Origin of the sequence: Thermosynechococcus sp. JY1331 (assembly GCF_031583475.1) — a bacterium.
Taxonomy (GTDB): domain Bacteria; phylum Cyanobacteriota; class Cyanobacteriia; order Thermosynechococcales; family Thermosynechococcaceae; genus Thermosynechococcus.
The window spans coordinates 74,331-98,147 of record NZ_CP134180.1; the positions used below are offsets into that span (position 1 = coordinate 74,331).

A 23,817-nucleotide genomic window follows, 5' to 3' on the forward strand; every position below is an offset into this window, starting at 1 on the left:
GTGCCCCTTTTTTTAAAAACTTTGGCCAACAGTGAGGGAGCGCACTTCCCCTTGACGCCGTAGCACCGCCCGCTGATTTTGAATCTGTACCAGTTGCCAGCCGTCGTTGCCAATTGTATCGCCCACACTCAAGCGCAGTGTTTGGCCATTGCTTTGAAAAAGAGCCACTGAGCGATCGCCCAGTTCGAGGATGCCAACTAAGGTATGTTGGGGGGGCGCCGGTGTAGGGGCAGGGGGTACCGGTGTGGCTGCCGGCGTAGGAGCTGTCACCGTTGGTAAATTGGGCAGGGTCACCGTTGGCGCGCTGGGGGCTTGGTAGACGGGAACGTAAATGCGTTCAACCGTCGGGGTGGGGGTTGAGGGGGTGGGAACCGAATTGCTGGCGATCGCTGGCGATGCAGGGGTTGGGGGGGCGGCCCGTTGGCTGAGCAGCTGAAGGGAGGTTTGCAGATACTCAGCGAAGGCAATGTCCGCAGGGCTGGTGGTTGTGGTCACCGTAGCGTCAGGGGCAACTGCAACTGGTTGGCGATTCAGACTGATCCAAAGGCCAACTCCTAGGACAAAGGAGGCAATGCCAACCCCCATCAAAAAGCGATCGCCCCAAGAAAAGGTCTGCTCTGGTTCCGATCGGCGCAGCCAGCGAGAAGGTTCCACCGGTGGTGGGGGCGGAGGAGGAGGTGTCGTTGCTTCAAAGGGGACGAGGAGGGAAGGTTCCGGTTCTAAAACCGCTGCTAGGGATTCTGGCTCATTGAGGTCGGCCTCCACAGCGGCAAAGACTTCATCCAGCAAGCGGTTGGCTTGGACATCTGTCAGACAGGTTTCCATGGTATAGGGGTCTGTCCTCTGCGGATCATCGCTCCGTGTCATCACCCATGCCTCACAATAATCACCAAAAACGCCCTACCTTGCCTATTTCTTTTACGATGGATGACTAAATTCTATGCAATCCCTCTCCTATTGGCCACCACTGCCGCTGCACTTTGGCGTGATCCACACGGTCTTTACTGCCTATGTCCAACGCTGGGGGTGCCTCTACCCTTGGCAACCGCAAACCAGCCATGTTTTCCATGGGGCGGCGGGCGTGCCCCTGTACGGTGAGGGGTATCGGCTTGGCCAAGCACGCGGAACCATCATTGCCACCTACGGCATTACGGGTGATCTCAAGAATCAATGGTACTTGCATACCCTTGCCCATTGGGCGATCGCCCGCCGCTTTGATGTGGTGCTTTTTGATTGGCGTGCCCATGGCCGCAGTGCTGAACTTTCTCCGGCGTTGACCAGTGATGGGCTTTACGAAGGCCAAGACTTTGTCGCGATCGCCCAGCAGTGTCAAGAACTTGGCTATACTCCTCCCTACTGGTTTGTTGGCTATTCCTTGGGGGGGCAGTTAGCCCTTTGGGGGGCGTGGTATGCCCAACAGCAAGGGACAAAAGAGATTGGGGGGGCGGCTGTGATTTGCCCCAACCTTGACTCCAACCGCTCCCTTGCCCACCTCGGCACGACTTTTTGGGGACGGCAATTTGAACGCGCCATCAGCCGTCAACTCCAACACTTGGCTCGCCACCTGCATCGCCTTCATCCTCAAATCTTTGATCTCAACACCGTTGCCCAGATTGACACCATTGCCGGTTTTGATGCCGCCCTCGTCATTGACCGCCTTGGCTTTGGCAGTGTGGGCGAGTATTACGCTGCCAGTAGTCCCTTGCCGCTGTTGCCGCAACTGACAATACCCGTATGGATTCTCTATGCCGCCGATGATCCCCTGTTTGCTGCCAGTCTGGTGCCAGAACTCCTAGCCATTGCCGAGGCAAATTCTGCCCTCACCCTGCTGATGACAGAGCAAGGGGGTCACGTGGGCTTTACCAGCGATCGCAAGTGTCAACGCCTCTGGGGCGATCCCGACTACTGCTGGGGGATTCATCGGCTCTTGGATTGGCTAGGGCAGCAACCTAGATAACCTACGAAAGTATAAAGGCGGCACCCGGATTCGAACCGGGGGATAAAGGTTTTGCAGACCTCTGCCTTACCACTTGGCTATGCCGCCCTATTTGGCGATTTCTCATTATAGCCGATAGCGCTCTTCCCATCGTTGATTGTTTTAGCTCAGTGACTGGATTGCTCAAGGTAACGCTGGATGGCTTCACGGGTCACTGCCGCCAGAGACATGCCCTTGGCCGCTGCTAATTCCTTAAGCTGCTGGTATTGATCGGCACGCACATCCACGCGGTAGCGCTTTGTCGCGGTAGCTGGAATATAGGTAGCGGCAAATTCCCGCAAGGCAGCCAAGCCGACGCGGTGGCAAAAGTCCCCAAAGGATTCGCCCTTGTGCCGGCGATCGCGATAAAAAACTAGCAATGGCTCTAGGGCTGTTTCCAGTTCGGCAATCGGTAACCGCTCAATATAGACCTCTGCTAAGCGGGTTTGATCGGGACTCCCCCCCAACCAAGTCTGATAGGCGCCGGGGACAATGCCAACAAAGCCCAATTCCGCCAAGTAGGGGCGGGCACAGCCATTGGGGCACCCCGTCATCCGAATCACAAAGTGCTCTTCTTGGAGTCCCAGCCGATCCATGAGGCAACGAATCCGCTCCAGTACCCCCGGAATTGCCCGTTCCGACTCAGTAATGGCCAAGCCACAGGTAGGCAACGCCGGGCAGGCCATGCTATAGCGTTCGAGGGGATCAATGGCATTGACATCACGCACCCCGTGCTGCTCAAGGATGTGCTGAATTACATCCTGTTGATCGGGAGAGACATCACACAGGAGCAGATTTTGGTGAGGCGTGACCCGCAGGGGGAGCTGAAAGTCTTTGACGATTTTCTTGAGGGCCGACTTGAGTTTGAAGTTCCCCTGATCAAGGATGCGGCCATTGGCAATGGAGAGGCCATAGAAGAATTTGCCATCTCCTTGGGGGTGCCAGCCCAAAAAGTCCTGATAGCGCCACGGCGGCAGCGGGCGAAAGGGTTCGAGGGGTTTGCCAAAGTATTCTTCCACCTTGGCCTTGAATTTTTCGACTCCCCAATCGTGGATCAGGTATTTCAAACGGGCGTGGCGCCGATTATAGCGATCGCCATAGTCCCGCTGGGTGGCCACGATCGCCTTCACCGCCTCATAGACATCTGCCGCTCGGACAAAGCCAATTTCATCAGCCATGCGGGCAAAGGTTTCTTCTTTGTTGTGGGTGCGCCCCAAACCACCACCGGCATAGATATTGAAGCCCTCAAGATGGCCTTGGGCATCTGTAATCACCACCAGTGTCAAATCTTGGGAGAAGAGATCTACGGAGTTATCCCCCGGCACCGTGACACAGCACTTAAATTTGCGGGGCATATAGTGATCGCCGTAGATTGGCTCTTCGTTATTGGGAAAGATTGTGCCATTGCCATTGCGCTGCCGTGCCGCCTTGACATCGGGGTGCTCTTCGGCGGAGATCACCTTTTCACCATCGAGCCAAATCTCGTAGTAGGCACCGGTTTGTGGGGTCAGCAGATCGGCAATGCGGTGGGCATACTCATAGGCAAGGGCATATTCCGGGCGATCGCGAAAGGGGGCGGGTGGCGCCATGACATTGCGGTTCAAATCACCGCAGGCGCCCAATGTGGATCCCATGCTGCGAATAATGGCCGAGATGGCTGCTTTCAGATTCTTCTTGAGAATGCCGTGCAACTGGAATCCTTGGCGGGTGGTGGCTCGCAGGGTGTGGTTGCCATACTCATCCGCCAAGCGATCCAAGGTTAAATAGAGCTGCGGCGGAATATACCCTCCTGGACTGCGGGTACGCAGCATGAACTGGTAGTCTTTCTCCTGACCCTTGACGCGGTTATCGCGGTTGTCCTGCTGATAGGAGCCGTGGAACTTGAGGATCTGCACCCCCTCTTCGCTAAAACGATTCGTTGGTTCTAGCAGTTCTGTGGCTAGGGGTTCCCGCAGATGTTGGCTTTGTTCCTTGAGAGCCTCAATTTTTGAGCGTTTCAGGGCAGCATCAGCAGAGGGGGGCGAAGCAACCATAGTGTTCTTTTTTCCAGCAGGTGAAAGTAACTAAAATGACGACAGCCAAAAGTCCCTAATCTTGATCGGGAAAGTGAGCTATCTCATTTTAGCGAACCTGTGGAACGATTAACAGGAGGGTTCTTCCTTGGAGGCACAGTCTTTTTGCCAGCAGCGTTCGAGGTAAGCATCGTAATACTGCCGCCAGAACCGTTTGGGATTGAGGGTAAAGCCCGGACTAAATAGCCGTTGGTTCAAATACTGCCAGAGGGGAAAGGCGAGGACACGACGCGTAGCCATAAGCACACCGTGAGCGTGAGCGATTCAAAAACTTCAACTTACCTTGATCATAGACGAGGGTTCTGGGGGGCAAGGGTCTCTGCCAAGTTTCTTAACGCGCGAGAAACCGTCCGAGGGGCGAAGAATGTTAAAATCTGTAAAGTTTTCTGGGATCACCGATGCGGGTTGTCATTGTTGGTGCAGGATTAGCCGGCTTAGCCGCCGCAGTGGATTTGGTGGATGCCGGTCACAGTGTCGAAATCTATGAATCCCGTCCCTTTGTGGGGGGCAAAGTCAGCAGTTGGCAAGATGCCCATGGAAACCACATTGAGATGGGGCTGCATGTCTTCTTTTACAACTACGCCAATCTCTTCGAACTGATGACCAAGGTGGGGGCGATCGCCAACCTACTACCTAAAGAACATACCCACACCTTTATTAATCGCGGTGGTCAGGTGGGAGAACTGGATTTTCGCTTTCCCTTGGGTGCCCCCTTCAACGGTCTCAAGGCCTTCTTTACCACCAATCAACTCTCTGCTGCCGATAAATTCTTTAATGCCATTGCCCTTGGCACCAGTCCTGTGGTGCGGGGTCTGGTGGACTATGAGGGGGCAATGCGCCAAATTCGCGCCTTAGATCGGGTCAGTTTTGCGGAGTGGTTTCGCCGCCATGGGGGCTCAGAAAACAGTCTCAAGCGCCTTTGGAATCCCATTTCCTACGCCTTGGGCTTCATTGATACCGAGCACATGTCTGCTCGCTGTATGCTGACCATCTTTATGATGTTTGCCGCCAAAACCACTGCCTCACGGCTGAATATGCTCAAGGGGTCACCGGCAGAGTACCTGCTCAAGCCGATCGTGAACTACCTTGAAGCGCGGGGGGCTAAGATTCATCTGCGGCGACGGGTGAAGGAAATTCGCTTTCGCGGCGAGGATCCGAGCACTTGGCAGGTGGAAGGGTTGGTGATTCCCCTAGGCGAAAAACTAGAAACAGTTACAGCGGATGCCTATCTATGTGCCTGTGATGTGCCGGGGATTCAGCGCCTGATTCCGGCGGCGTGGCGATCGCACCCAACCTTTGACAACATCTTTAAGCTCGAGGCCGTGCCTGTGGCCACGGTACAACTGCGATTTGATGGCTGGGTTACGGAACTGCAAGACCCCAGTAAGCAAAAACAGGTGGCGGCAACGGGTATTGATAACCTGCTCTACACTGCCGATGCTGACTTTTCCTGCTTTGCGGATCTGGCCCTCACTAGTCCAGCAGACTACTATCGCGAAGGTCAAGGCTCCTTACTGCAAGTGGTGCTTACTCCCGGTGATCCCTTCATCAAAGCCAGCAATGAAGAAATTGCCCAACATGTGCTGCGCCAAGTCCATGAACTTTTCCCCTCGTCGCGCCATCTGAACATGACATGGTACAGTGTCGTCAAATTAGCGCAGTCCCTCTATCGCGAAGCCCCCGGCATGGATCCCTATCGTCCGCCCCAAAAAACACCCGTTCCTAACTTTTACTTGGCGGGCAGCTATACGCAGCAGGACTACATTGACAGCATGGAGGGCGCGACAATGTCCGGACGACAAGCCGCCCAAGCGATTTTGGCAGGAGGTCATGGATGAGTTGGTTAGAGCATACGGTTCAGATTGAAGTGGCAGCCGATGTCGATCGCGTCTGGGCACTGTGGTCGGATCTGGAGAAAATGCCCCTGTGGATGAAGTGGATTGAATCTGTGGTCATCACTGAAGAAGACCCTACCCTATCGCGCTGGACATTGACCACGGGCAACTGGCACTTTAGCTGGCGATCGCGCATTTGCCGCCAAGTGAAGCACCAAATGATTCAGTGGGAGTCCGTGGATGGGCTGCCCAATCGGGGTGCAATTCGCTTTTATGATCGCCATGGCAGCACCATTGTGAAGCTGTCGGTGTCCTATGCCATTCCGGGAATTTTGGGACAAATGATGGATCGCCTTTTCCTTGGCCGCGTAGTTGAAAGTACATTGCAAGCAGATCTCGAACGCTTTCGTGAATATGCCCAACAAATGCAGCCCACACAGGTTTCCTGAGGTTGACTCAAAGTTGGGATAGACCAAAAGAGATCGCGATCGCCAGCAGGGCTGCACCGGGAAACGTGAGTACCCATGCCATGAAAATTTGCGCCCACACTTGCCAGTTCACTTCCCCTTGATGGCGATAGCCAGCACCCGTAATCGCACCCACCACGACTTGTGTCGTACTGACGGGAAAGCCCACCAGACTTGCGGCTCCCACAGTCAAGGCGGCACTGAGATTCGCTAAGCAGCCACTCACAGGGTCAAGGGGTGTAATTTTCTCCCCCGTAGTGCGGATAATGCGTTCGCCGCCGCCATAGGTACCGATCGCGATCGCCAAGGCACAGGCAGCCATCACCCAGAAGGGCACACCCGCCTCCGGTGACAGTTGTCCCCAACTCACAAGGGCAAGGGTGATCACCCCCATTGTTTTCTGGGCATCGTTGGCACCGTGGGCAACGGCCATCAATGTTCCGGAGAGAATCTGCAACCGTTGCCAGTGCTCTGGGGGGAGTTCTCCTTGCCATTGCAACCACTTTTCGACTAGGGTCATCAAACCGAGGCCGATGGCGATCGCCACCAAGGGGGACACGACCATGGGAATCACCACCGCCTCAACAATCCCCTGCCAATAGATGATTTGTGGTGACACTTGAAAGAGGGCTGCCCCCACCAAGCCACCAATGAGGGCATGGGAAGAACTACTGGGTAAACCCCAATACCAAGTGAGCAAATTCCAGCCCATCGCGCCGAGGAGTGCGGCACTAATCACGCCAAACCAATGGGCACCCAAGGCACTGCTGTTGAGAATGCCGGCTTCAATTGTTAGCGCCACCCGCGTACTCAAGAAGGCACCACCAAAATTAGCCGCAGCAGCAAGGATGAGCGCCGATCGCAGGGAAAGGGCACGGGTGGCCACCACCGTTGCAATGGCATTGGCGGCATCATGGAAGCCATTGGTGACATCAAAAAGGAGGGCGATCGCAATCAACCCCCCCTTGAAATCAATGGCCATGCCCTAGGCAGAGGCACTCACTTGATCTTTGTCCTTGGCGAGGAATTTCTCCAGTTCGGCAAGGGCGTCGGCATCTACCTTCGTTTGCATGGGGCAGAACTTCGGCCCGCACATGGAGCAAAACTCAGCCGTTTTATAGATATCTGCCGGTAGGGTTTCGTCGTGGTATTCCCGTGCCCGATCCGGATCGAGAGCCAGTTCAAATTGGCGGTTCCAGTCAAAGTTATACCGTGCCCGCGACAGTTCATCATCGCGATCGCGCGCCCCCGGACGATGACGGGCAATATCCGCTGCGTGAGCCGCAATTTTGTAGGCAATCAAGCCATTGCGCACATCTTCAGCATTGGGTAAGCCAAGGTGCTCTTTGGGGGTCACATAGCAAAGCATGGCCGTGCCGTACCAACCCGCCATCGCCGCGCCAATGGCACTGGTAATGTGGTCATAGCCGGGGGCAATATCCGTGACCAAGGGCCCAAGGACATAGAAAGGAGCTTCAGAGCATTCTTCCATCTGCTTGCGCACATTGAATTCAATTTGATCCATGGGCACGTGGCCGGGGCCTTCCACCATCACTTGGACATCGTGTTCCCAAGCCTTGCGGGTGAGTTGACCGAGGGTTTTCAATTCCGCCAATTGAGCTTCATCAGAGGCATCATGGAGACACCCTGGCCGCAGCGAGTCCCCGAGGGAGAAGGAAACATCGTATTTTTTGAAGATCTCAATAATGTCGCGGAAGTGGGTGTAGAGGGGATTTTGTTTGTGGTGATACAGCATCCACTTGGCGAGAATGCCGCCGCCGCGCGACACAATCCCAGTGATGCGGTTTTTCACCAAAGGCAGATATTCAATGAGAATCCCCGCATGGATCGTCATGTAGTCCACCCCCTGCTGGGCGTGCTTTTCAATGATATGGAGAAAGTCATCGGGGGTAAGCCGCTCAACGCTACCGTGGACGCTTTCAAGGGCTTGATAGACGGGCACCGTTCCAATGGGCACGGGTGAGGCATTAATAATGGCGGTGCGAATGGCATCCAAATCCCCCCCACCCGTGGACAGATCCATCACCGTGTCGGCGCCGTATTTAATCGCTAGCCGTAGCTTTTCGAGTTCCTCCTCTAGACTGGAGGAGTTGGGAGAGGCACCAATGTTGGCATTGACTTTGCACTTGGCAGCAATCCCGATCGCCATCGGCTCGAGGTTGGGGTGATTGATATTGGCGGGAATAATCATCCGCCCACGGGCAACTTCATCGCGAATCAATTCCGCAGGCAGGTTTTCCCGCCGCGCCACATAGTGCATTTCTTCGGTGATAATCCCTTGGCGGGCATAATGCATTTGGGTAACATTGTCATGCCCTTTGCGGGCAGCAATCCATTCGCTACGCACCATTGATAGAATCCTCTCTAGACAGCTTCCCTGCGCCAGCATGATCTGGTTCAGGTTCTAAGGGTTTGCTCTCAGCCTGCTCTGACCGCAGACACCCCTAGCATGTCGTTCATTCTATCACTTTGCTTTTGGGGGGTGGGGATCAGTCTAAAACGTCAATGCGCACAGGGCCGACACCGACACCAATGAGGCCAATGGCAGCCGCAGCCCCCCGCGAGAGGTCAATTTCCCGTCCCCCCGTAAAAGGCCCGCGATCGTTAATGCGCACCACTACTGAGCGGCCATTCTGGAGATTTGTCACCCGTACCCGTGTCCCAAAGGGCAGTGTGCGATGAGCCGCCGTCAGGGCGTCCTGATCAAATCGCTCGCCATTGGCAGTGCGGGCACCATGGAAGCCGGGGCCATACCACGAGGCAATACCCGTCAACTGCATCCGAATCGGTCCCATGGCCACAACGGTATTTGGGCTACCCTCTACGCTGGTTAGGGCAGGGGCATTCCCCAGTTGGCGGCGGATCAGGTTAGCAATGCGCAGGGCGTTTTCATCATTGCGTTGTGAACTATTGGGAAGCGTGACTTGATGGTTCAGAGTCAGGAGAGGTTCTTTGTCAGCGTAGATGCGATAGTTCTGTTGTTGGGCATCCCAACCCACGCGCACAAGGTTGGCATCAAAGCCCTGTTCGTGGAGCTGATTGAGGCGAGCGGTGAGAATGGTTGCCTGTTGGGCTGCTTCTGAGAGGGTGGTTTGCTCTGGCATTGCGGCGCTGTTGGCGGCAGCGACTTTGACGCCCTCTGTAGCTGCTACCCGTTGACCCAAGAAGGTGAGTACGGGAATCCCCCGCAAATAGACGGTTACGGCTTCGCGGCCTTGCTGTTGGTGACGATGCAGACTGGCGATCGCCCGCGTTGCTGTTGGGGTCGTGGATTGACGTTCCCCCACTTTGGTTGCAACGACAGCGGAAGAGGGGGCTGAACCTGACTCTATGGCTGGTGTGGTTGTGGTTGCACGGCTACTGGACAGGATTCCCAACACAGCCAACGTGCTTGTTGTCAGACCCACATAAAGCGTTTTTTTCATAGGCGTCCGTTAAAAAGGGCATCCATACGGCTGGACAGTAGGGCACCAACATCACACAGGGGTTACCCCTACTGGTGCCGTGTTCGCTCTCATCGCGGAACTGTTTCAACCTACCACGAAGGCCTAGAATCAAGCATCAGGGGCATTTTGTTCATGGTAAACATTTTGAAAAAGAATAAAAAAGCGCTGAAGGCGGTGAAACCTACGCAGACTGGCATATTAACGGAATTTACAGTTGACGAAAGAAAATAAGAAAATTTTATAAACTTTTAACAAATCGTTTTTAATTTCTGAAGATTTCTGTGACTCAGATCACCAAAAATAAAAATTTATCTAAAAGAGAAAATTTGCTTTTTGCGACCTTTTCTGTGTGCCATAGGACGATTTCTCAGCCAATTTTGTTTCCCGTTTTACCCCTTTTGGGATGCGCCTCTAGCCACTTCATAAAGTGCATTGCCCAAGGAATGGCTCTCTCCTCTAGCGCATAAAACGGGGATATAGTCCGTAGGGAGCCGAACCATGGAAGATAGGGATGACTTGCGGCGTCGTCTTGAAAACTTAGAAGCCGCTGTGGCTGCCCTGCAGCGATCGCTCGAGATTCTGCAAAGAGCCATTCTCCGTGAAGACCTCTCCTCTTCTGGCGTCCCAGAACCCGCAACACCATCAACGCCACCTGAGGAACCGACGGCGATCGCTCCTGCCCCTGCGACTGAATTACAACCCCCAGCGTCTGAATCTCCAGCGGTGCCACCGTTACGCCCAGTGAGGCCTTCCCAAGCTGACTGGCTACAAAATTGGGAACTGTGGCTCAACCGTCTCGGCATCGGCCTGCTGCTGTTGGGGATTGGCTTCCTCTTTCGGTACGCCGTTGAATTGGGCTGGATTACCGATGCGGTTCTTGTGGCCATGGGCTTTATCATCGGTACGGTGCTGATGGGGTTGGGCTGGCGGTTGCAGCGGCGAGCCATCTTTAGCCAGTTTTTGCAGGGGGGCGGTCTGGCGACCTATTACCTGACGATCTTTGCGGCCTATCAGTTTTTGACCGTCATGCCTTGGGGTGTGGCCTTTTCATTGATGGTGTTAGTGACCCTAGGGGCATTTTTCATCTCGTTGCGCCAAAATCGAGCCATTTTTGCGGTGATTGGCGTGGTTGGCGGCTTAGCAACCCCTTTGCTGCTCTACAACACAGAGATGAGTCGTCCCTTGGCCTTGGCCAGTTATACGTTTTTAATTCTCTTGGGCAGTTGGGCAATTTACGCAGTGAAGGGCTGGCGATCGCTTCTGCTGTCAGCTTTTTGGTTGGGATGGCTGATGTTAACGGTGTCTATTACTGCTCAACGGCTTGATCGGGTCGTGGCATTACAGATCATTCTGGCGTTGACTTGGCTGGGCTTTACGGTATTACCCCCTTGGTATCAGGGACGCGATCGCGACAGCGCAGGGGAGCTGTATCGCCCTCAGGGGACTTCCCCACGGCCCTATGGTCAGACGATCGCCCTCTTTAATCCGCTGATTGCTTTGGGCTTAAGTGCCTTCCTCTGGGATTGGTCGGCAACGCTAACGGGGCGGGTGTTTGTTGTTTTTGGGGTGCTCTACCTTGGCACCAGTCTGTTCTGGCGACACTTGCCGCAACCTTGGCGCTGGGTCTATAGCTTGACGGGACTGGTGCTCATTGCCCTTGGCATTGTTGTTCGTTACTACAGCAATCGCTTTATCCTCGCACCGCTGGCGATCGAGGGGCTGATTTTGCATTATTTGAGCCAACACTATGCCTCGCGCACCCTGCGGGTTATTGCCCATCTTTGGTGGGGACTGCTCGGCCTTGGTTTTGTTGGGCAACTGCTGTTTACTGCCGCCGATCGCCCCCCGCTGTTGAATCTGGCTTTTTTCTCCCATTTGGTGGTGCTTGGCGCCGCAGCAGTCAGTATCCGTTTTTTGCCCCCACCCACCCGCCCCCTCTACTGGATATTGGGCTATGGGGTGACGATGATCTGGATGCAGCACGAACTGGCGCCCTTTGGTACGGGGGCAGCCACCCTTGTCTGGGGACTCTTTGGCGTCGGACTGCTGATCTATGGGTTGCGACGGGACACCTCAGCGGTGCGCACGGTGGCTTTAATCACGCTGATCATTACTTTGGTGCGGCTTTTCTTCGTTGATCTCATCCATCTTGCGCCGGTGTGGCGAGTACTCCTGTTTATGGGGTTTGGTTTGATTTTTTTGCTGCTGAGCTATTTTTTCCGCGCCCTGTGGCGGCGATCGCCCGTGGAATCCTCTAGGATCAGTGAAGAAACCCCAACAAATGAGTCCGAAGAAACCCCATGACCCGCATTGCTGATCTGCGCCGTGATTACCGTCGTCAACGTCTCCTCGAAAGTGAGGCGGCTGAGGATGCGATCGAACAGTTTCGCCTCTGGTTTACGGATGCGGTCAACGCTGAATTACCGGAACCCAATGCGATGACGCTGGCCACCGTTGGCCTCGATGGCATGCCTGCTGCACGACTGGTCTTGCTCAAAGATGTGGACGATCGCGGGTTTGTCTTTTTTACGAACTATCGCAGTCGTAAAGGTCTAGAATTAGCCGCCCATCCCAAGGCTGCCCTTGTCTTTTGGTGGGCAGAGCTAGAACGGCAGGTGCGCATTGAAGGCACTGTTGAGCAAATTAGTGCAGCGGAGTCCGATGCCTACTTCCAGAGTCGTCCTTTGGGTAGCCGTTGGGGGGCATGGGCATCCCAGCAGAGTGAGGTTTTAGAATCCTACGCCGATTTGGAAGCCCGCCTTGCGGAAGTGGAAGCCCGCTATGGCGAAAATGTCCCTCGGCCAGAGCATTGGGGGGGCTATCGTGTTCTACCGACCCTGATTGAATTTTGGCAAGGGCGACCCAATCGCCTCCACGATCGCCTGTGCTATCGGCGCCAAGGAGACCACTGGCAGCGGGTGCGCCTCTACCCCTAGGATAGGGATATCTTTAGAGATTGGCTGAGATGCCCATGATTGCCGGTGAACTTATCCCCGCAGAGGGAACCATTGAACTCAATGCTGGCCGGCCAACGGTGACGTTAACGGTGGCCAATACGGGCGATCGCCCAATTCAGGTGGGATCTCACTACCACTTTTACGAAGTCAATCCAGCCCTCCAATTTGATCGTGAACAGGCACGAGGAATGCGCTTAGATATTGCCGCTGGCACCGCCATTCGTTTTGAGCCGGGGGATGAGCGGGTGGTGCAACTGGTGGCCTTTGGTGGCAGTCGCCAAATCTATGGCTTTCGCGGCGAAGTCAACGGTGCGCTCTAGTCGGGATTCCAAGCATCCTGTAGATTAAACAGTATGGATGACAATGATTTCCCCCTTCTCGACACTTCAGAAGATGCACTAGCGGCGCTGCCGAGTGAGGAGAGCGATCGCCCCGATCCCGAAGCCATGTTGCCCCTGCTGACCTCCGCCGATGTGACGGAGCGGATGTTGGCGGCTCGCGCCTTTTGCGAATTGCAGGATGAACGCGCCACACCCTATCTCATCAATCTCCTGCAAGAACCCTGTCCCCTTGTCCGTGTCAGTGCCGCCTATGCCCTTGGCCGTAACCCCAGTTTGGCAGCGGTGGATGCCCTCATTCAGCAATTGGAGCGGGACTGGAATGGCTATGTCCGCAAAGGCATTGTTTGGGCGCTGGGTAACTGTGGCGTCCGCTTTCCCCTGCCAGAAATTTATCGGCGCACCCTTGATCCCTTGATTCGTGCCCTGCAAACGGATATTTCTGCCGTGCGTCTCTGGGCGGCGAGTTCCTTGGGTCAGGTGGCAGAAGCTAGTGAAGAGGCGGCGACGGTTGCCATTCCTGCCCTTGCCCTTGCCTTGGCTCAGGATGCAATTGCCGCTGTGCGCAGTAACTGTGCTTGGGCCTTAGGTCATGCCTGCCGCAAAATTCCCTTTGGGCCTCTTTACACCCAAGCGATTGATCAACTCATTGCCGCTCTCCAAGACAGTGATATGGGGGTTCAAGAAGATGCCAAGGCGGCTCTTTTTAAGTTAGGAGATGCCCGCGGCCTGCAAGCGATCGCAGACCTTCAAGTAGAAGCCTTTAGCTAGGAGAGGCCGACACGATGGCCGAACCATTGGTGGAATTACGCGGTGTCTGCAAAGCCTTTGGCCATCAGCAGGTGCTGAATGATGTGGATTTAGTCATCTATCCCGATGATGCCTTAGTGATTCTGGGGCCTTCGGGAACCGGTAAGTCAACCCTTTTGCGGATTATTGCTGGCTTAGTCGCTCCCGATAAAGGCGAAGTGTATGTTGCAGGAGAGCGCCGTCAAGGATTACGGCAAGAAGGTCTCTGTCGGATGCGGATGAGCATGGTCTTTCAGCAATCTGCCCTTTTTGACTCCCTCACGGTTGCTGAGAATGTCGGCTTTTACCTGTACCAGCATACGCGTTTGCCGGAGGCACGCATTCGCGAAATTGTCAGTGAAAAACTAGCGATGGTCGGCCTCGCTGGCATGGAAGACCTCTACCCAGCGCAGTTGTCTGGGGGGATGCGCAAGCGAGTCAGCTTTGCCCGCGCCATTGTGGATAATCCCGAAGATCCCAATGACAACCCCTACCTGCTGCTTTACGATGAGCCAACGGCAGGGCTAGATCCCATTGCCTCAACAGTGATTGAGGATTTGATTCGCGAATTACGGGAAAAGACGGGGCATGCCTACGTTGTCGTTACCCACCAAAACAGTACCATTGAGCGCACGGGCGATCGCCTGATTCTCCTCTATCAAGGGCGCATTTGCTGGCAGGGCACCCATGCCGAAGCCCGCACGACCGATAACCCCTACCTGCGGCAGTTTCTCAGCGGCGATGTCAATGGCCCCATTCGGATCATTGATCAAGTGGGTACCGCTGCTCTATAAATAACGTAATAAATAAGGAATCAATAATCGTGGCTTTACACATCGCATGGCTTGGCAAAAAATCTCCCCCCTGCGGCAATGTCACCTATAGTCGTGAAATTACCAATGGGCTATTGGATCGCGGGTACCAAGTGAGCTTTCTGCATTTTGCCCAAGAGGATGAACAGAACGCTGAGAACGAAGGGGAGATGCCAGATGTGACGCTCCCTTGCCTCTATAAATCGCAAGTCTATACCCTGCCCTCCCTGCGAGCCAACAAAGTTCTGGTTGAATCCCTCAAGAAGCTCAAACCCGATATTGTCCACGCCTCGTTGACTCTGTCCCCGCTCGATTTCTTTCTGCCGGACATCTGCGAAGAGCTAAACATCCCCCTAGTCGCCACGTTTCATCCTGCCTACAGCGAAAAGTATCGTACCTTAACGGCGGGCACCGCCTTGATGACTTACCAACTGTATGCCCCCTTTTTGGCTCGCTATGACCGCGTGATTGTCTTTTCCCAATCACAAAAGGAACTACTGATTCGTCTTGGGGTTGGTGCTGAGACGCTGCGAGTGATTCCCAATGGAGTGGATACGCGCAAATATACACCGGGACCTTCTACGGCCAAAGAAGACTTTAAGGCGCGCTACCTCTATATCTATCAAGGGCGGATGGCTATTGAAAAAAATGTCGAAGCGCTGCTGCGCTCTTGGTGTGCAGCGGAAATGCCGACGGATTGTAAGTTGCTAATGGTGGGTGGCGGTCCCCTGATGCCCTCCTTGATGGCCAACTATGGTCCGGATCAAAATATTCTCTGGCTTGGCTCGATCGTTAATGATCAAGAGCGGCTACAAATTTTACGGGGCTGTGATGTGTTCATTTTGCCCTCGCAAATTGAGGGGTTATCCCTGTCGCTCCTAGAGGCAATGGCCTGTGGCTTGGCCTGCTTGGCCACCGATGTCGGTGCCGATGGTGAAGTGCTCACTGGAGCAGGGATTGTCTTGAATCCCCAGTATGTGAAAACCCAGTTGCAAACGCTGCTGCCCATTTTTTATCAACACCCGGAAATGATTCGCCTCCTAGGGGATAAAGCCCGCAAACGGGTGCTGGAGCACTATAGCCTCAGTCACAACTTGGATCGCCTAGAGGCCTGCTACCAAGAACTAATGGCTTCGTATTCTTTGGCGCGCCTAGCGGCCAAGGTGAAAAGCTAGCTCCCTCTAGTCTGGCAAACGCTCAAAGCGAGCATTGAGACAACACCATTCGTGCCGTCGCCAGACACTGCCCAAGCTCCAGCCCTGTTGTTCCAGTTGCGCCGCTACGCGATCCGCTTGATCCAAAAGAATGCCACTAAAGATGCCCCAGCCCTTGGGTTTCACAATTGCTGGCAAGTGGGGCAGAATCTCGATAATCACGGGTGCCAAAATGTTGCAGACAAGGCCATCCACCAGTTCGAGGACTTGTTCCCAACTCCCTTGCTTGACAATCAACTGGTCGGCTCTGATGCCATTGAGTTCAGCATTGCGTTGAGTCGCAGTCACCGCCAGATCCGAGGTGTCCACGGCATAGGCTTTGTTTGCCCCTAGCAAGAGGCTGGCGATCGCCAGAATGCCGCTACCACAGCCAATATCAGCCATCACCGTGGGTGGCAGCGGCTCAAAGGTTTGATCCAATTGCATCTCTAGAGCCTCAAGGCAAAGCTGGGTGGTTTCATGGGTGCCGGTGCCAAAGGCCATGCCAGGATCCAGTTTGATCACTAAGCGGGTGTTGCCGAGGGGTGGGGTTTCCCAAGCCGGACAAATGAGCAGGCGATCGCCCACCGGTATTGGATGCCAATAGGCTTGCCAACTATGGGCCCAATCCTGTTCATTCACCAACTGCCAGTGGAGTTTTGGCGAGAGGTAGCCCTGCGCCACCACATCTTGCTCAATCCAAACCCCTAGGGCAGCAATGTCCAGTAGTGTCACCTGCTGCTGCGGCACATAGCCTTGGATCAACACCCGCCCCTGCTGTTGCTGGGTTGCCGTACCTTGACAGCCAAAGGATTGAAGGCGCCAATAGACCAGCTCTTCCGCTTCAGCTTGACAAGTGACGGTAATTTCCCACCAACGTTGTACCACAGCCGTGCCTACAGATTCACGATATAGGCATCACGAATACCGGGGACTTTCAAGATTTCCTCCAAGAGGCCTTCGGGTAGGGGATCGTCCAAGCTAATCACCATCACCGCGTTACCGCGTACCATCTTGCGTCCCACTTGCATACTGGCAATGTTGACATTAAAGCTCCCTAACTGGGTGCCAATTTTACCAATAATGCCTGGCATATCGCGGTGTAGCGTCAGCAACATATAACGGGTTGGCGCCACACTAATGGGAAAGTCATCAATACTGGTGATGCGCAATTCACTGTGAGCCAGCAAGGCACCAGACACCGAGCGGGTTTCCGAGGGGCTTTTAGCAATCAACGCTAGGGATCCCGCATAGTCACGCTGTGATTCATCGCGGGTTTCGACCACGCGAATTCCCCGTTCTTTAGCTTCTAACCCAGCATTCACGTAGTTCACCCGCTCCCGCAGCGCTGGTGAGAGTAGCCCCTTCAAAGCGGCAATCACAATCGGTTGACTGTCATTGGTAGCCAGTTCCCCTTGTAAACGGACTTCCAGAGACTCGACCCGACCGCCCGCCAACTGCCCCACCAAGTTACCGAGGGTTTCTGCCAACTGCATGTAGGGCGCCAATTTCTCAAGAACCTCCGGACGCAGACCCGGAATATTCACCGCCGATCGCGCCGGCAACCCTAGGAGCACATCGCGAATTTGTTCGGCAACGTCAATGGCTACATTCACCTGTGCTTCTTCGGTGGAAGCCCCCAAGTGAGGGGTCAAGATGGCTTCCATCCCCAAGGCACGCAGCGGAGACTCCGCCTCAAGGGGTTCAGTTTCAAAGACATCGAGGGCAGCCCCCGCCAGCTTACCCGTCTTGAGCGCCTCCACAAGCGCTGCCTCATCAATAATGCCCCCCCGCGCACAGTTAATGATGCGGGCTGTGGGCTTCATCTTGGCAATGGTTTTGGCGTTAATCAGATGCTGCGTTTCTGGGGTCTTCGGCAAGTGCAGCGTAATAAAGTCCGATTCCGCAAAGAGAACATCCAACTCCACGAGGCGGCAGCCCAGTTGTTCGGCGCGTTCCGTAGATAGATAGGGATCGTAAGCAAGAAGCTTCATGCCCATAGCACGGGCAACGGTGGCCACGTGGGAGCCGATTTTTCCTAGGCCAATAATGCCCAAGGTTTTCTTATAAATCTCTACGCCCGTAAAGCGTTTGCGATCCCATTGACCTGCTTTGACCGCAGCATTCGCATCGGGAATATGACGGGCAAGGGAGAGCATCATCGCCAAGGTGTGCTCCGCAGCAGCAATGGTGTTGCCCTCTGGGGAGTTGACCACCATGATCCCTTTACGGGTGGCCGCAGGCACATCGATGTTATCTACACCAACCCCCGCCCGACCAATAATCTTCAGTTGATTGGCGGCCTCAATGACCTCCTTTGTGACCTTGGTTCCCGATCGAATCATCAGGGCATCGTACTCGGGAATGATTTTGATCAGTTCTGCCTCTGAGAGGCCAAGTTTGACATCGACTTGTGCCACTTGGGCAAGTAAATCAAGCCCCACCTGTTCAATGGGATCGGAAACCAGAACTTTGGGCATAGGTAAACACTAGGTATAATGCCAGAACAGTTATGCTATCACATTTTATTTCTCTAAGGGTAGGGGTAGAATGTGTTTCAGCAAAACCCCTGCGATAGGGGGGGCGATCGTTCCTCCCTTCCTGTTTTTCTTGATTGCGCTCAGATTAGAATGGCTCACCCAGAAAGAGTTGCGACAGCAGTAGAACCACACCCGCTGCTGCAGCAATCTCTACACCGGCTGCAACTGTGCGCGCCCACTGCTCATCATCCTCTTTTTCTTTGATGGCCAAGAGCAGGAAAAACTGATCTTCATCACTTAAATTTTGAACAAAGGATTCTGAAAGCATTTCCAAGGGTAGAGTTTTGAAATAGTCAATGTGACGACGAATGTAACTAGATTGCTCCTGTAATCGTCGTTCTTTTTTCTGCGCAGCAGCGGCCTTTGCTGCTTCAGTTTCCTTTTTAATCTCACAGAGGATTTTGTATTTTCGGGGACTCACTGTTTTTGTCAGCATTGCCCCCAAGGTTCCCCAAAAGCAGAAGAAAGCCCACAGGTATCCCAGAAAGCCCAAAAGACCGCCTACACTCCCTACCAATAGGCCAACCAACAAGAGAATCCCCCCCTGAATAACGTTGCCCCATTTTGTTGCTGGATCGACTGTATCCAAATCGTCAATCTTGAGGCCGTGGCAAGCTAGCTTTTGCCGCTGTTGTTGGTCAATAGCATTGATTGATTGCTGATACTGCCGTTGAATGGCCTGCCGCTCTGTCTCCAGTTTCCGAGCTACGGCTTCCATACGAGCGGGATCGAAAATGGAGCGGGCAGTTCTAACATCTGTTGCTGGTTGGGTAGGTGGGGGCGGGCGATCGCCCTGCTCCATGAGGTAGGCATAGGCTTCGTTGATTTGCTTGAAGTGCTCCTCGACGATTTGCCGCGCCTTTTTGGGGGTCTCAGGAGGCAGTTTATCAGGGTGGCACTCTTGGCAGAGGCGGCGATAGGCTGCTTTGATCTGCTCTTTGGAAGCACCCGGCTGCAAGCCAAGAATGTCGTAGTAGTCGGTCATGGTTTCTTAGGTATTTATTCAAGCTCAAAAGGTCAAGAAGATTTGAAAGGAAATAGTTGCAAACATCCTAAGGAAATAGTTGCAAACATCCTCCAGACCTATTCAAGTGTTTCAGAAACTCGAGGCGCGGATCTTTATTGACCCCAAAAATCGTAATAACTTGATAGTTCCGTAAGTCTGCAACCCAGACCGGCGAGGGTTTGCCAGTGGAACCACAGAGGTTTTTGTCGTAGTTACCATTCACCTTAAGGCTAGGGTCATGAAGAAGGGCAAGGCCGTAGGGCTTTTCTCCGCTGGGATCACCACTGCAAACGACGATACGGCAGTTTCGATCAATTGCTTCTGCCCACTGCCCAGGGGTGACGGTGCCAACGGATAATAGTTGAGTCGGGTTGATTGAGCAATTACCAAGCTGCCCTAAAGCTGTGTAAAAGTTTTGAAGTCGCTGTTGAAAAATTTCTTTGAATTCCTTGGCACTGCTGGGGAGTTCCCAAAAGGGATCATCGTTTTCAGGAATCAGATTAGAACCACGCCACCAGGGTGCTTGGTTACGGGTTTTACGAGAGTAGCAAGGGCGACGTGCCCCTTGACCAATGCCACCCAAGTGAAACATGAGCCACGTCAGGTTTCTTGCCAGCTCTGCTAGGGTTTTTTGGTGGGCATCAGGAACTTCAGAAGAATAGTCTAATACCAGTGTCCCCTCTTCTTCTCCACAGGGATCGTTTTTACCTTGCTGATTAGGGCGTGCCTCAGGTTGGGTCACCCTCCCATTAATCACCCGTACCCGCAGGTAGCCATGTTTGGGTTGCGGCTGAATTGCGCCAAAAATCATTCCTTCAAGGCGTTGGACTTCTGCTGTGGGCAACACCCCCCGCGCAAAGGCACGAAACCAGTATCGTAGCAGGGACTTAAAGGCTGTGGCTCGCACCTCGGCCTCTGGTTGACCGCGCATTTGCCACGCTTGATTTCTAGCGTTCCATTGCCATGACGTAGACGTACACTTTTGGCAACCATGGATGAGTTGGCCTTGAACGGTAAAATCAACGCTAAAGAAACCACGCCCCACCTGTTTTTGGGGTTCGACTAAAACACCGTAGCCTGCATTCACTTGCGAACCAATTCCTTGGGTCAGGCCGCGAATCAACCAGTTCTTGACCTGTTTAAGCATTTGAGGAGAGCAATGATTGGTAGGTTTAATACCAATAAGAAATGAAGCTTCTCGCAGGGAAAAGAACACGTTTGGGTTGGCAGCATACTTGAGGTTGCCATTATCCCATGACCAGAGATTATTGGCCATGTCCACTGCTAGTCCCCTGTTCTTTTGTTCAGGCAAGGGGTCAGGCAAGGGGTAGGCATCGAGGAAAATAATTTTGCCAGCTTTTTCGCTAGAGTCCCTGCTGTCGAGATAACCAAAGTAACGCTGGCCGACGAGTTTGTCTGCTTCAGCCCAAGGTACACCTTCGTTTGCCATCACCTCCCGAATGGCTTGGGCACGAGCAACACCTCGTAAGGTACTGGAGGGAATATAGGGAATGCCTAGGTTATCAAAGGCAGGCAGAAGGATACTTTCAGGACCACGGTGGCCACCAACACGGATGCGCCATGGGCAGGTGACTTGAAAACAATTGCCTTTGCCGGCAATTTGGCGGGTGCGCTCTGTTAAGACCTGCAAACGTTGGCGATAGTTACCCTGCTCTGCCATTGTCATTAGTTCCACTTTCGTACCATCTTTGGCGGGGCTAGCGGGCGATCGCATCCAGCGCAGATACTCGACAAACCCTGCACTTGAATGGGGGTTGGGATTTGGATCAAGGGGATGTTCGAGCCATGGGGAAGGACGGGGTGGAGTGTTCCCACTGTTCCCGCCCTTTTGGGAACCACCACTATTGCCTCTGCCACCTTTACCACTACCGCTATTGCCAGCGTTTCTTGAATTGGGACGCTGTGTTGCTTTATGAGTTTGAGGTCGCTGTAATGCAGGGTTATTTGTCATGTTGTACTCCTCCTAGTCTGCATTGCCGATGTCAACGTAAAGGGCGGTTGTCCAGAAGCTAAATTCACGGGCAATTTGTAACCCTAAGCCGGTTAAGCCAAGGTAGGATTCTGTGTCAAGGTTCTTGAGGGTCTCCAAGCCTTTGTCATCCGCCAAATTCTGAACATGCGCTGTTTCTTCAAGGGCACGGAAAAAAGCTTTGACAACCTCTTTCTTCCCCTCTTGACTGAGAGCGGCTTCCTCCGCTTTTAGGCGCATCAGTCCCCAAGTGGCCAAATAGGTGTAGAGTTCAACGGCTTGGCTTTTTTGCTCCCGCAGCCGAGTGTCGTCTTTTGTATCATTCCGCAGTTTACTCAAGGCTTCATAGACTGGCTGTGCCATTGTGCGTGGATCAAAGGCCATAGCTAACTCCCAAGGGTTACAAGTTGGACAAAGCCGCGACCAAGGCTTTCTTGACCACCAATTTGGAGAATTGGGTGGCTATCGAAAACATCCCGCAGATCGCTTTCCACTTTTTCTGCGGCGCCATTGAGTTGGGCAACCGTCCCCCACGGGAAGTACATCAATGTATCGGGGGGAATGGCTTCCTCGTAGCGAAAACCGCCTTCAACGGTTTTGTGTTGATCGAGTTTCACCTTGACCTGTCGCCACAGGCTGGTTTCAATGAGGGTTTTGCAGTGCTGATCGGGTAGAACCAAGACCTGTTGAATTTGGGTTTGCTCGCGGATCGGAATCCACTCTTGCCATTCCTCCCAAGGCTTGAGCTGATCGCGTTTGAGAATCGCGTCCTTGAGATAAACAGGTTTGCTGGTGTCTAAACTGGTGCTGTAGGCAGCGACTGTTCCTGAGGACTGACCAGTGAGGCGTTGCCAACGATGCAGCAGCATGGGGCAGCTAATCCAGATCACGCCATGGCTGAGGGAGGGAACCGGTACCCACAGGAGTGAACCATCGCCGACCCACACTTGCCCTTGGGTAAGGTTGGTGTTTTCGCCGCCCATGACATCTTCAATGGTGTTGCCCCAAAGGCGGTTGCGGTCTTTGTGGGGGGTACTGGCACGCAAGCGACCCCGAATCGTGCTGGAGGGAATGTAGGGCAACTCTGTGTGGGACTCCCGCGCAATGCCGAGAAGGTTGCCCTCTTGGGTGGTGCCACCCGTGTGGAGGGGGGAGAGAAGGTAGAGGTAGGCAAGATTAAACATTGTCGATCATCCAGTCTCTTTGAGGTCAACGTGTATCGGTGCTCACCTATTTATCCATTCGTATTCGGGTGGTTATGCAATGCCCCAGAGCAATTGGCCGTAGTGAAGTTTTTCAAAGGTGGTGCGAGCTTTGGGGGCTACACCGCCGAGGAGTTGTTGGGGCTGGGGAGAGGGAGGCTGAGCAAAGCGATAGATAGTTCCCGGCCTGACATAGGCACGCTGTGCGGAATAGCCCAATTGGGGTTGCCCATTGCGACGGGTAAAGGTACTGAGACCACCGGCTAAAAGGGGGCGATCGCCCACCACACCAATCAGATGCTCTTGCCAATCATGGGGATACAGTCCATAAACGGGTGCGTCAACCACCACGGGCGCCAAGCCGGGAGTCAGCACGTAGGCTAGGGTTTCTTGACCGGTGCCTTGAAACCGCTCTAGGTCTGCAAAGGGAGGTTTCTTTAGGGCATGCACCTGTGCCTGATGCCCCTCACCCCCAATGCGCACGACTCCCTCTCGATTGGCAACACTGATGCCGGCCACAAAGCCCCAGCCCGGATGCATCCGGTTGGCCACTTCCGTAAAGTAGCCGGCTTCGTCCTCCACATTGCGACTTTCGGTTTGCATTTTGATGTGGGGGAGGACTTGGGTTGACCACGGCAAATCATGGAAGTGCTCTTTGGCGTTGAGCTGATCCAGCTTTCCTTGGAGATAGAGGACAAGAGCATCCAAGCGCATGAGGGGAGCCGGTCGGCCTTGGGCTTGCTCATTCTCCCTGAGGGTCGGTTCCACAATAGGGCGTAACTTTCCCGGCAACGGATGGCGGACATCTTTCCAAGCAGGGTCGTCGGTGGCAGCGGGTTGAGTGCGGGCAAAGCCATTGACTTTACTGAGGTCGGCACGATCATTGATGTCGGCTTCCTCGTTGCTTTTGTTGCCAATGCACACCAAATCCTTGGGCGTGTCTACCCAGACTTGGTTTTTGGCATCAATGAGGAAAGGCCCAAGAAACTCCAGATTTTGCGCGTAGGGATCACACAGGGAGCGTAAGGCTTGAAAGACCGTAATTGGCAGGGGCGGAAAGAGACTTTTTGCCCAAGAGCCTTCTCCCGGTTGAAAGGGTCGGGAGTCACGAAAAAGGAGGACATCTAGGGGATCTAGACGATACCAACTTAATTCAGTCATGATAATCAACCTC

22 protein-coding genes, 1 tRNA gene and 1 riboswitch are annotated in these 23,817 nt (G+C 54.0%); of the genes, 9 read left to right on the top strand and 14 right to left on the bottom strand.

The features are described from left to right. Nucleotides 1-12: 12 nt before the first annotated feature. Nucleotides 13-867, bottom strand: a complete 855-nt coding sequence (locus RHJ31_RS00365) for a hypothetical protein (protein WP_302676945.1) — start codon at nt 865-867, stop codon at nt 13-15. A gap of 73 nt (nt 868-940) precedes the next feature. Here RHJ31_RS00365 and RHJ31_RS00370 point away from each other — a divergent pair, with 73 nt between their 5' ends. Beyond that, nucleotides 941-1,957 carry a YheT family hydrolase gene (locus RHJ31_RS00370; protein WP_302676946.1) on the top strand — a complete coding sequence of 339 codons (1,017 nt, stop codon included), beginning with the start codon at nt 941-943 and terminating at the stop codon, nt 1,955-1,957. A gap of 15 nt (nt 1,958-1,972) precedes the next feature. On the opposite strand, the gene RHJ31_RS00375 is transcribed toward RHJ31_RS00370, so the two are convergent. From RHJ31_RS00375 to RHJ31_RS00385, 3 genes are all read right to left on the bottom strand, one after another. Next, nucleotides 1,973-2,044: transfer RNA gene (locus RHJ31_RS00375), tRNA-Cys, on the bottom strand. 59 nt (nt 2,045-2,103) lie between these two features. Beyond that, the gene (sir, locus tag RHJ31_RS00380; protein ID WP_302676947.1) at nt 2,104-4,008 is read right to left on the bottom strand and encodes a sulfite reductase, ferredoxin dependent; all 1,905 of its coding nucleotides are present in this window, start codon (nt 4,006-4,008) and stop codon (nt 2,104-2,106) included. A gap of 108 nt (nt 4,009-4,116) precedes the next feature. Continuing rightward, nucleotides 4,117-4,287 carry a hypothetical protein gene (locus tag RHJ31_RS00385; protein WP_190278128.1) on the bottom strand — a complete coding sequence of 57 codons (171 nt, stop codon included), beginning with the start codon at nt 4,285-4,287 and terminating at the stop codon, nt 4,117-4,119. A 158-nt stretch (nt 4,288-4,445) separates the two neighbouring features. Here RHJ31_RS00385 and zds point away from each other — a divergent pair, with 158 nt between their 5' ends. Then, on the top strand, nt 4,446-5,885 hold the full coding sequence (gene zds / locus RHJ31_RS00390) for a 9,9'-di-cis-zeta-carotene desaturase (protein WP_302676948.1): 1,440 nt from the start codon (nt 4,446-4,448) through the stop codon (nt 5,883-5,885). Continuing rightward, nucleotides 5,882-6,331 carry an SRPBCC family protein gene (locus tag RHJ31_RS00395; RefSeq protein WP_206200587.1) on the top strand — a complete coding sequence of 150 codons (450 nt, stop codon included), beginning with the start codon at nt 5,882-5,884 and terminating at the stop codon, nt 6,329-6,331. The genes zds and RHJ31_RS00395 overlap by 4 nt, the downstream gene beginning before the upstream one ends. Nucleotides 6,332-6,338: 7 nt before the next feature. On the opposite strand, the gene RHJ31_RS00400 is transcribed toward RHJ31_RS00395, so the two are convergent. The 3 genes from RHJ31_RS00400 to RHJ31_RS00410 form a co-directional block, all read right to left on the bottom strand. Next, complete coding sequence (locus tag RHJ31_RS00400) at nt 6,339-7,331, bottom strand: inorganic phosphate transporter (RefSeq protein WP_302676949.1); 993 nt, start codon at nt 7,329-7,331, stop codon at nt 6,339-6,341. A gap of 3 nt (nt 7,332-7,334) precedes the next feature. Beyond that, complete coding sequence (gene thiC / locus RHJ31_RS00405) at nt 7,335-8,717, bottom strand: phosphomethylpyrimidine synthase (protein ID WP_302677823.1); 1,383 nt, start codon at nt 8,715-8,717, stop codon at nt 7,335-7,337. Between the two features lie 10 nt (nt 8,718-8,727). Further along, nucleotides 8,728-8,826: riboswitch (TPP riboswitch) on the bottom strand. Between the two features lie 33 nt (nt 8,827-8,859). Beyond that, nucleotides 8,860-9,795 carry a septal ring lytic transglycosylase RlpA family protein gene (locus RHJ31_RS00410; protein ID WP_302676950.1) on the bottom strand — a complete coding sequence of 312 codons (936 nt, stop codon included), beginning with the start codon at nt 9,793-9,795 and terminating at the stop codon, nt 8,860-8,862. Between the two features lie 519 nt (nt 9,796-10,314). On the opposite strand from RHJ31_RS00410, the gene RHJ31_RS00415 reads away from it, so the two are divergent. The 6 genes from RHJ31_RS00415 to RHJ31_RS00440 are packed head-to-tail and all read left to right on the top strand — an operon-like array spanning nt 10,315 to nt 15,887. Then, a complete protein-coding gene (locus RHJ31_RS00415) occupies nt 10,315-12,120 on the top strand; it encodes a DUF2339 domain-containing protein (RefSeq protein ID WP_302676951.1) in 1,806 nt (601 codons plus the stop codon). Beyond that, nucleotides 12,117-12,752, top strand: a complete 636-nt coding sequence (gene pdxH / locus RHJ31_RS00420; protein WP_206200590.1) for a pyridoxamine 5'-phosphate oxidase — start codon at nt 12,117-12,119, stop codon at nt 12,750-12,752. Before RHJ31_RS00415 ends, pdxH begins: the two co-directional genes overlap by 4 nt. Nucleotides 12,753-12,787: 35 nt before the next feature. Continuing rightward, nucleotides 12,788-13,093, top strand: a complete 306-nt coding sequence (locus RHJ31_RS00425) for an urease subunit beta (protein WP_302676952.1) — start codon at nt 12,788-12,790, stop codon at nt 13,091-13,093. 33 nt (nt 13,094-13,126) lie between these two features. After that, nucleotides 13,127-13,882 carry a HEAT repeat domain-containing protein gene (locus RHJ31_RS00430; RefSeq protein ID WP_302676953.1) on the top strand — a complete coding sequence of 252 codons (756 nt, stop codon included), beginning with the start codon at nt 13,127-13,129 and terminating at the stop codon, nt 13,880-13,882. A 14-nt stretch (nt 13,883-13,896) separates the two neighbouring features. Beyond that, a complete protein-coding gene (locus tag RHJ31_RS00435; RefSeq protein WP_302676954.1) occupies nt 13,897-14,694 on the top strand; it encodes an ABC transporter ATP-binding protein in 798 nt (265 codons plus the stop codon). Between the two features lie 29 nt (nt 14,695-14,723). Beyond that, nucleotides 14,724-15,887: a glycosyltransferase family 4 protein gene (locus tag RHJ31_RS00440; protein ID WP_302676955.1), complete on the top strand. Its 1,164-nt coding sequence runs from the start codon at nt 14,724-14,726 to the stop codon at nt 15,885-15,887. Nucleotides 15,888-15,893: 6 nt separating this feature from the next. On the opposite strand, the gene prmA is transcribed toward RHJ31_RS00440, so the two are convergent. From prmA to RHJ31_RS00475, 7 genes are all read right to left on the bottom strand, one after another. Beyond that, nucleotides 15,894-16,793, bottom strand: a complete 900-nt coding sequence (prmA, locus tag RHJ31_RS00445; protein WP_302676956.1) for a 50S ribosomal protein L11 methyltransferase — start codon at nt 16,791-16,793, stop codon at nt 15,894-15,896. A gap of 8 nt (nt 16,794-16,801) precedes the next feature. Next, on the bottom strand, nt 16,802-18,385 hold the full coding sequence (gene serA / locus RHJ31_RS00450) for a phosphoglycerate dehydrogenase (protein ID WP_206200595.1): 1,584 nt from the start codon (nt 18,383-18,385) through the stop codon (nt 16,802-16,804). Between the two features lie 145 nt (nt 18,386-18,530). Then, entirely contained in the window at nt 18,531-19,430 is a 900-nt protein-coding gene (locus RHJ31_RS00455; RefSeq protein WP_302676957.1) for a J domain-containing protein, read from the bottom strand. Between the two features lie 67 nt (nt 19,431-19,497). Then, nucleotides 19,498-21,423 (bottom strand): RAMP superfamily CRISPR-associated protein, encoded by a 1,926-nt coding sequence (locus tag RHJ31_RS00460; protein WP_302676958.1) that lies wholly within the window; start codon nt 21,421-21,423, stop codon nt 19,498-19,500. A 12-nt stretch (nt 21,424-21,435) separates the two neighbouring features. Continuing rightward, nucleotides 21,436-21,825 (bottom strand): hypothetical protein, encoded by a 390-nt coding sequence (locus RHJ31_RS00465; RefSeq protein WP_206200598.1) that lies wholly within the window; start codon nt 21,823-21,825, stop codon nt 21,436-21,438. Between the two features lie 2 nt (nt 21,826-21,827). Then, nucleotides 21,828-22,625 (bottom strand): type III-B CRISPR module RAMP protein Cmr4, encoded by a 798-nt coding sequence (gene cmr4, locus RHJ31_RS00470; protein ID WP_302676959.1) that lies wholly within the window; start codon nt 22,623-22,625, stop codon nt 21,828-21,830. Nucleotides 22,626-22,697: 72 nt separating this feature from the next. Beyond that, nucleotides 22,698-23,804, bottom strand: coding sequence for a type III-B CRISPR module-associated Cmr3 family protein (locus RHJ31_RS00475; protein ID WP_302676960.1), 1,107 nt, complete (start codon nt 23,802-23,804; stop codon nt 22,698-22,700). Nucleotides 23,805-23,817 lie beyond the last annotated feature (13 nt).

Coding starts and splice junctions, on each gene's coding strand:
- RHJ31_RS00365 (WP_302676945.1), bottom strand. CDS start 867: ATGACACGGAGCGATGATCCGCAGAGGACAGACCCCTATACCATGGAA.
- RHJ31_RS00370 (WP_302676946.1), top strand. CDS start 941: ATGCAATCCCTCTCCTATTGGCCACCACTGCCGCTGCACTTTGGCGTG.
- sir (WP_302676947.1), bottom strand. CDS start 4,008: ATGGTTGCTTCGCCCCCCTCTGCTGATGCTGCCCTGAAACGCTCAAAA.
- RHJ31_RS00385 (WP_190278128.1), bottom strand. CDS start 4,287: ATGGCTACGCGTCGTGTCCTCGCCTTTCCCCTCTGGCAGTATTTGAAC.
- zds (WP_302676948.1), top strand. CDS start 4,446: ATGCGGGTTGTCATTGTTGGTGCAGGATTAGCCGGCTTAGCCGCCGCA.
- RHJ31_RS00395 (WP_206200587.1), top strand. CDS start 5,882: ATGAGTTGGTTAGAGCATACGGTTCAGATTGAAGTGGCAGCCGATGTC.
- RHJ31_RS00400 (WP_302676949.1), bottom strand. CDS start 7,331: ATGGCCATTGATTTCAAGGGGGGGTTGATTGCGATCGCCCTCCTTTTT.
- RHJ31_RS00410 (WP_302676950.1), bottom strand. CDS start 9,795: ATGAAAAAAACGCTTTATGTGGGTCTGACAACAAGCACGTTGGCTGTG.
- RHJ31_RS00415 (WP_302676951.1), top strand. CDS start 10,315: ATGGAAGATAGGGATGACTTGCGGCGTCGTCTTGAAAACTTAGAAGCC.
- pdxH (WP_206200590.1), top strand. CDS start 12,117: ATGACCCGCATTGCTGATCTGCGCCGTGATTACCGTCGTCAACGTCTC.
- RHJ31_RS00425 (WP_302676952.1), top strand. CDS start 12,788: ATGATTGCCGGTGAACTTATCCCCGCAGAGGGAACCATTGAACTCAAT.
- RHJ31_RS00430 (WP_302676953.1), top strand. CDS start 13,127: ATGGATGACAATGATTTCCCCCTTCTCGACACTTCAGAAGATGCACTA.
- RHJ31_RS00435 (WP_302676954.1), top strand. CDS start 13,897: ATGGCCGAACCATTGGTGGAATTACGCGGTGTCTGCAAAGCCTTTGGC.
- serA (WP_206200595.1), bottom strand. CDS start 18,385: ATGCCCAAAGTTCTGGTTTCCGATCCCATTGAACAGGTGGGGCTTGAT.
- RHJ31_RS00455 (WP_302676957.1), bottom strand. CDS start 19,430: ATGACCGACTACTACGACATTCTTGGCTTGCAGCCGGGTGCTTCCAAA.
- RHJ31_RS00460 (WP_302676958.1), bottom strand. CDS start 21,423: ATGACAAATAACCCTGCATTACAGCGACCTCAAACTCATAAAGCAACA.
- RHJ31_RS00465 (WP_206200598.1), bottom strand. CDS start 21,825: ATGGCCTTTGATCCACGCACAATGGCACAGCCAGTCTATGAAGCCTTG.
- cmr4 (WP_302676959.1), bottom strand. CDS start 22,625: ATGTTTAATCTTGCCTACCTCTACCTTCTCTCCCCCCTCCACACGGGT.
- RHJ31_RS00475 (WP_302676960.1), bottom strand. CDS start 23,804: ATGACTGAATTAAGTTGGTATCGTCTAGATCCCCTAGATGTCCTCCTT.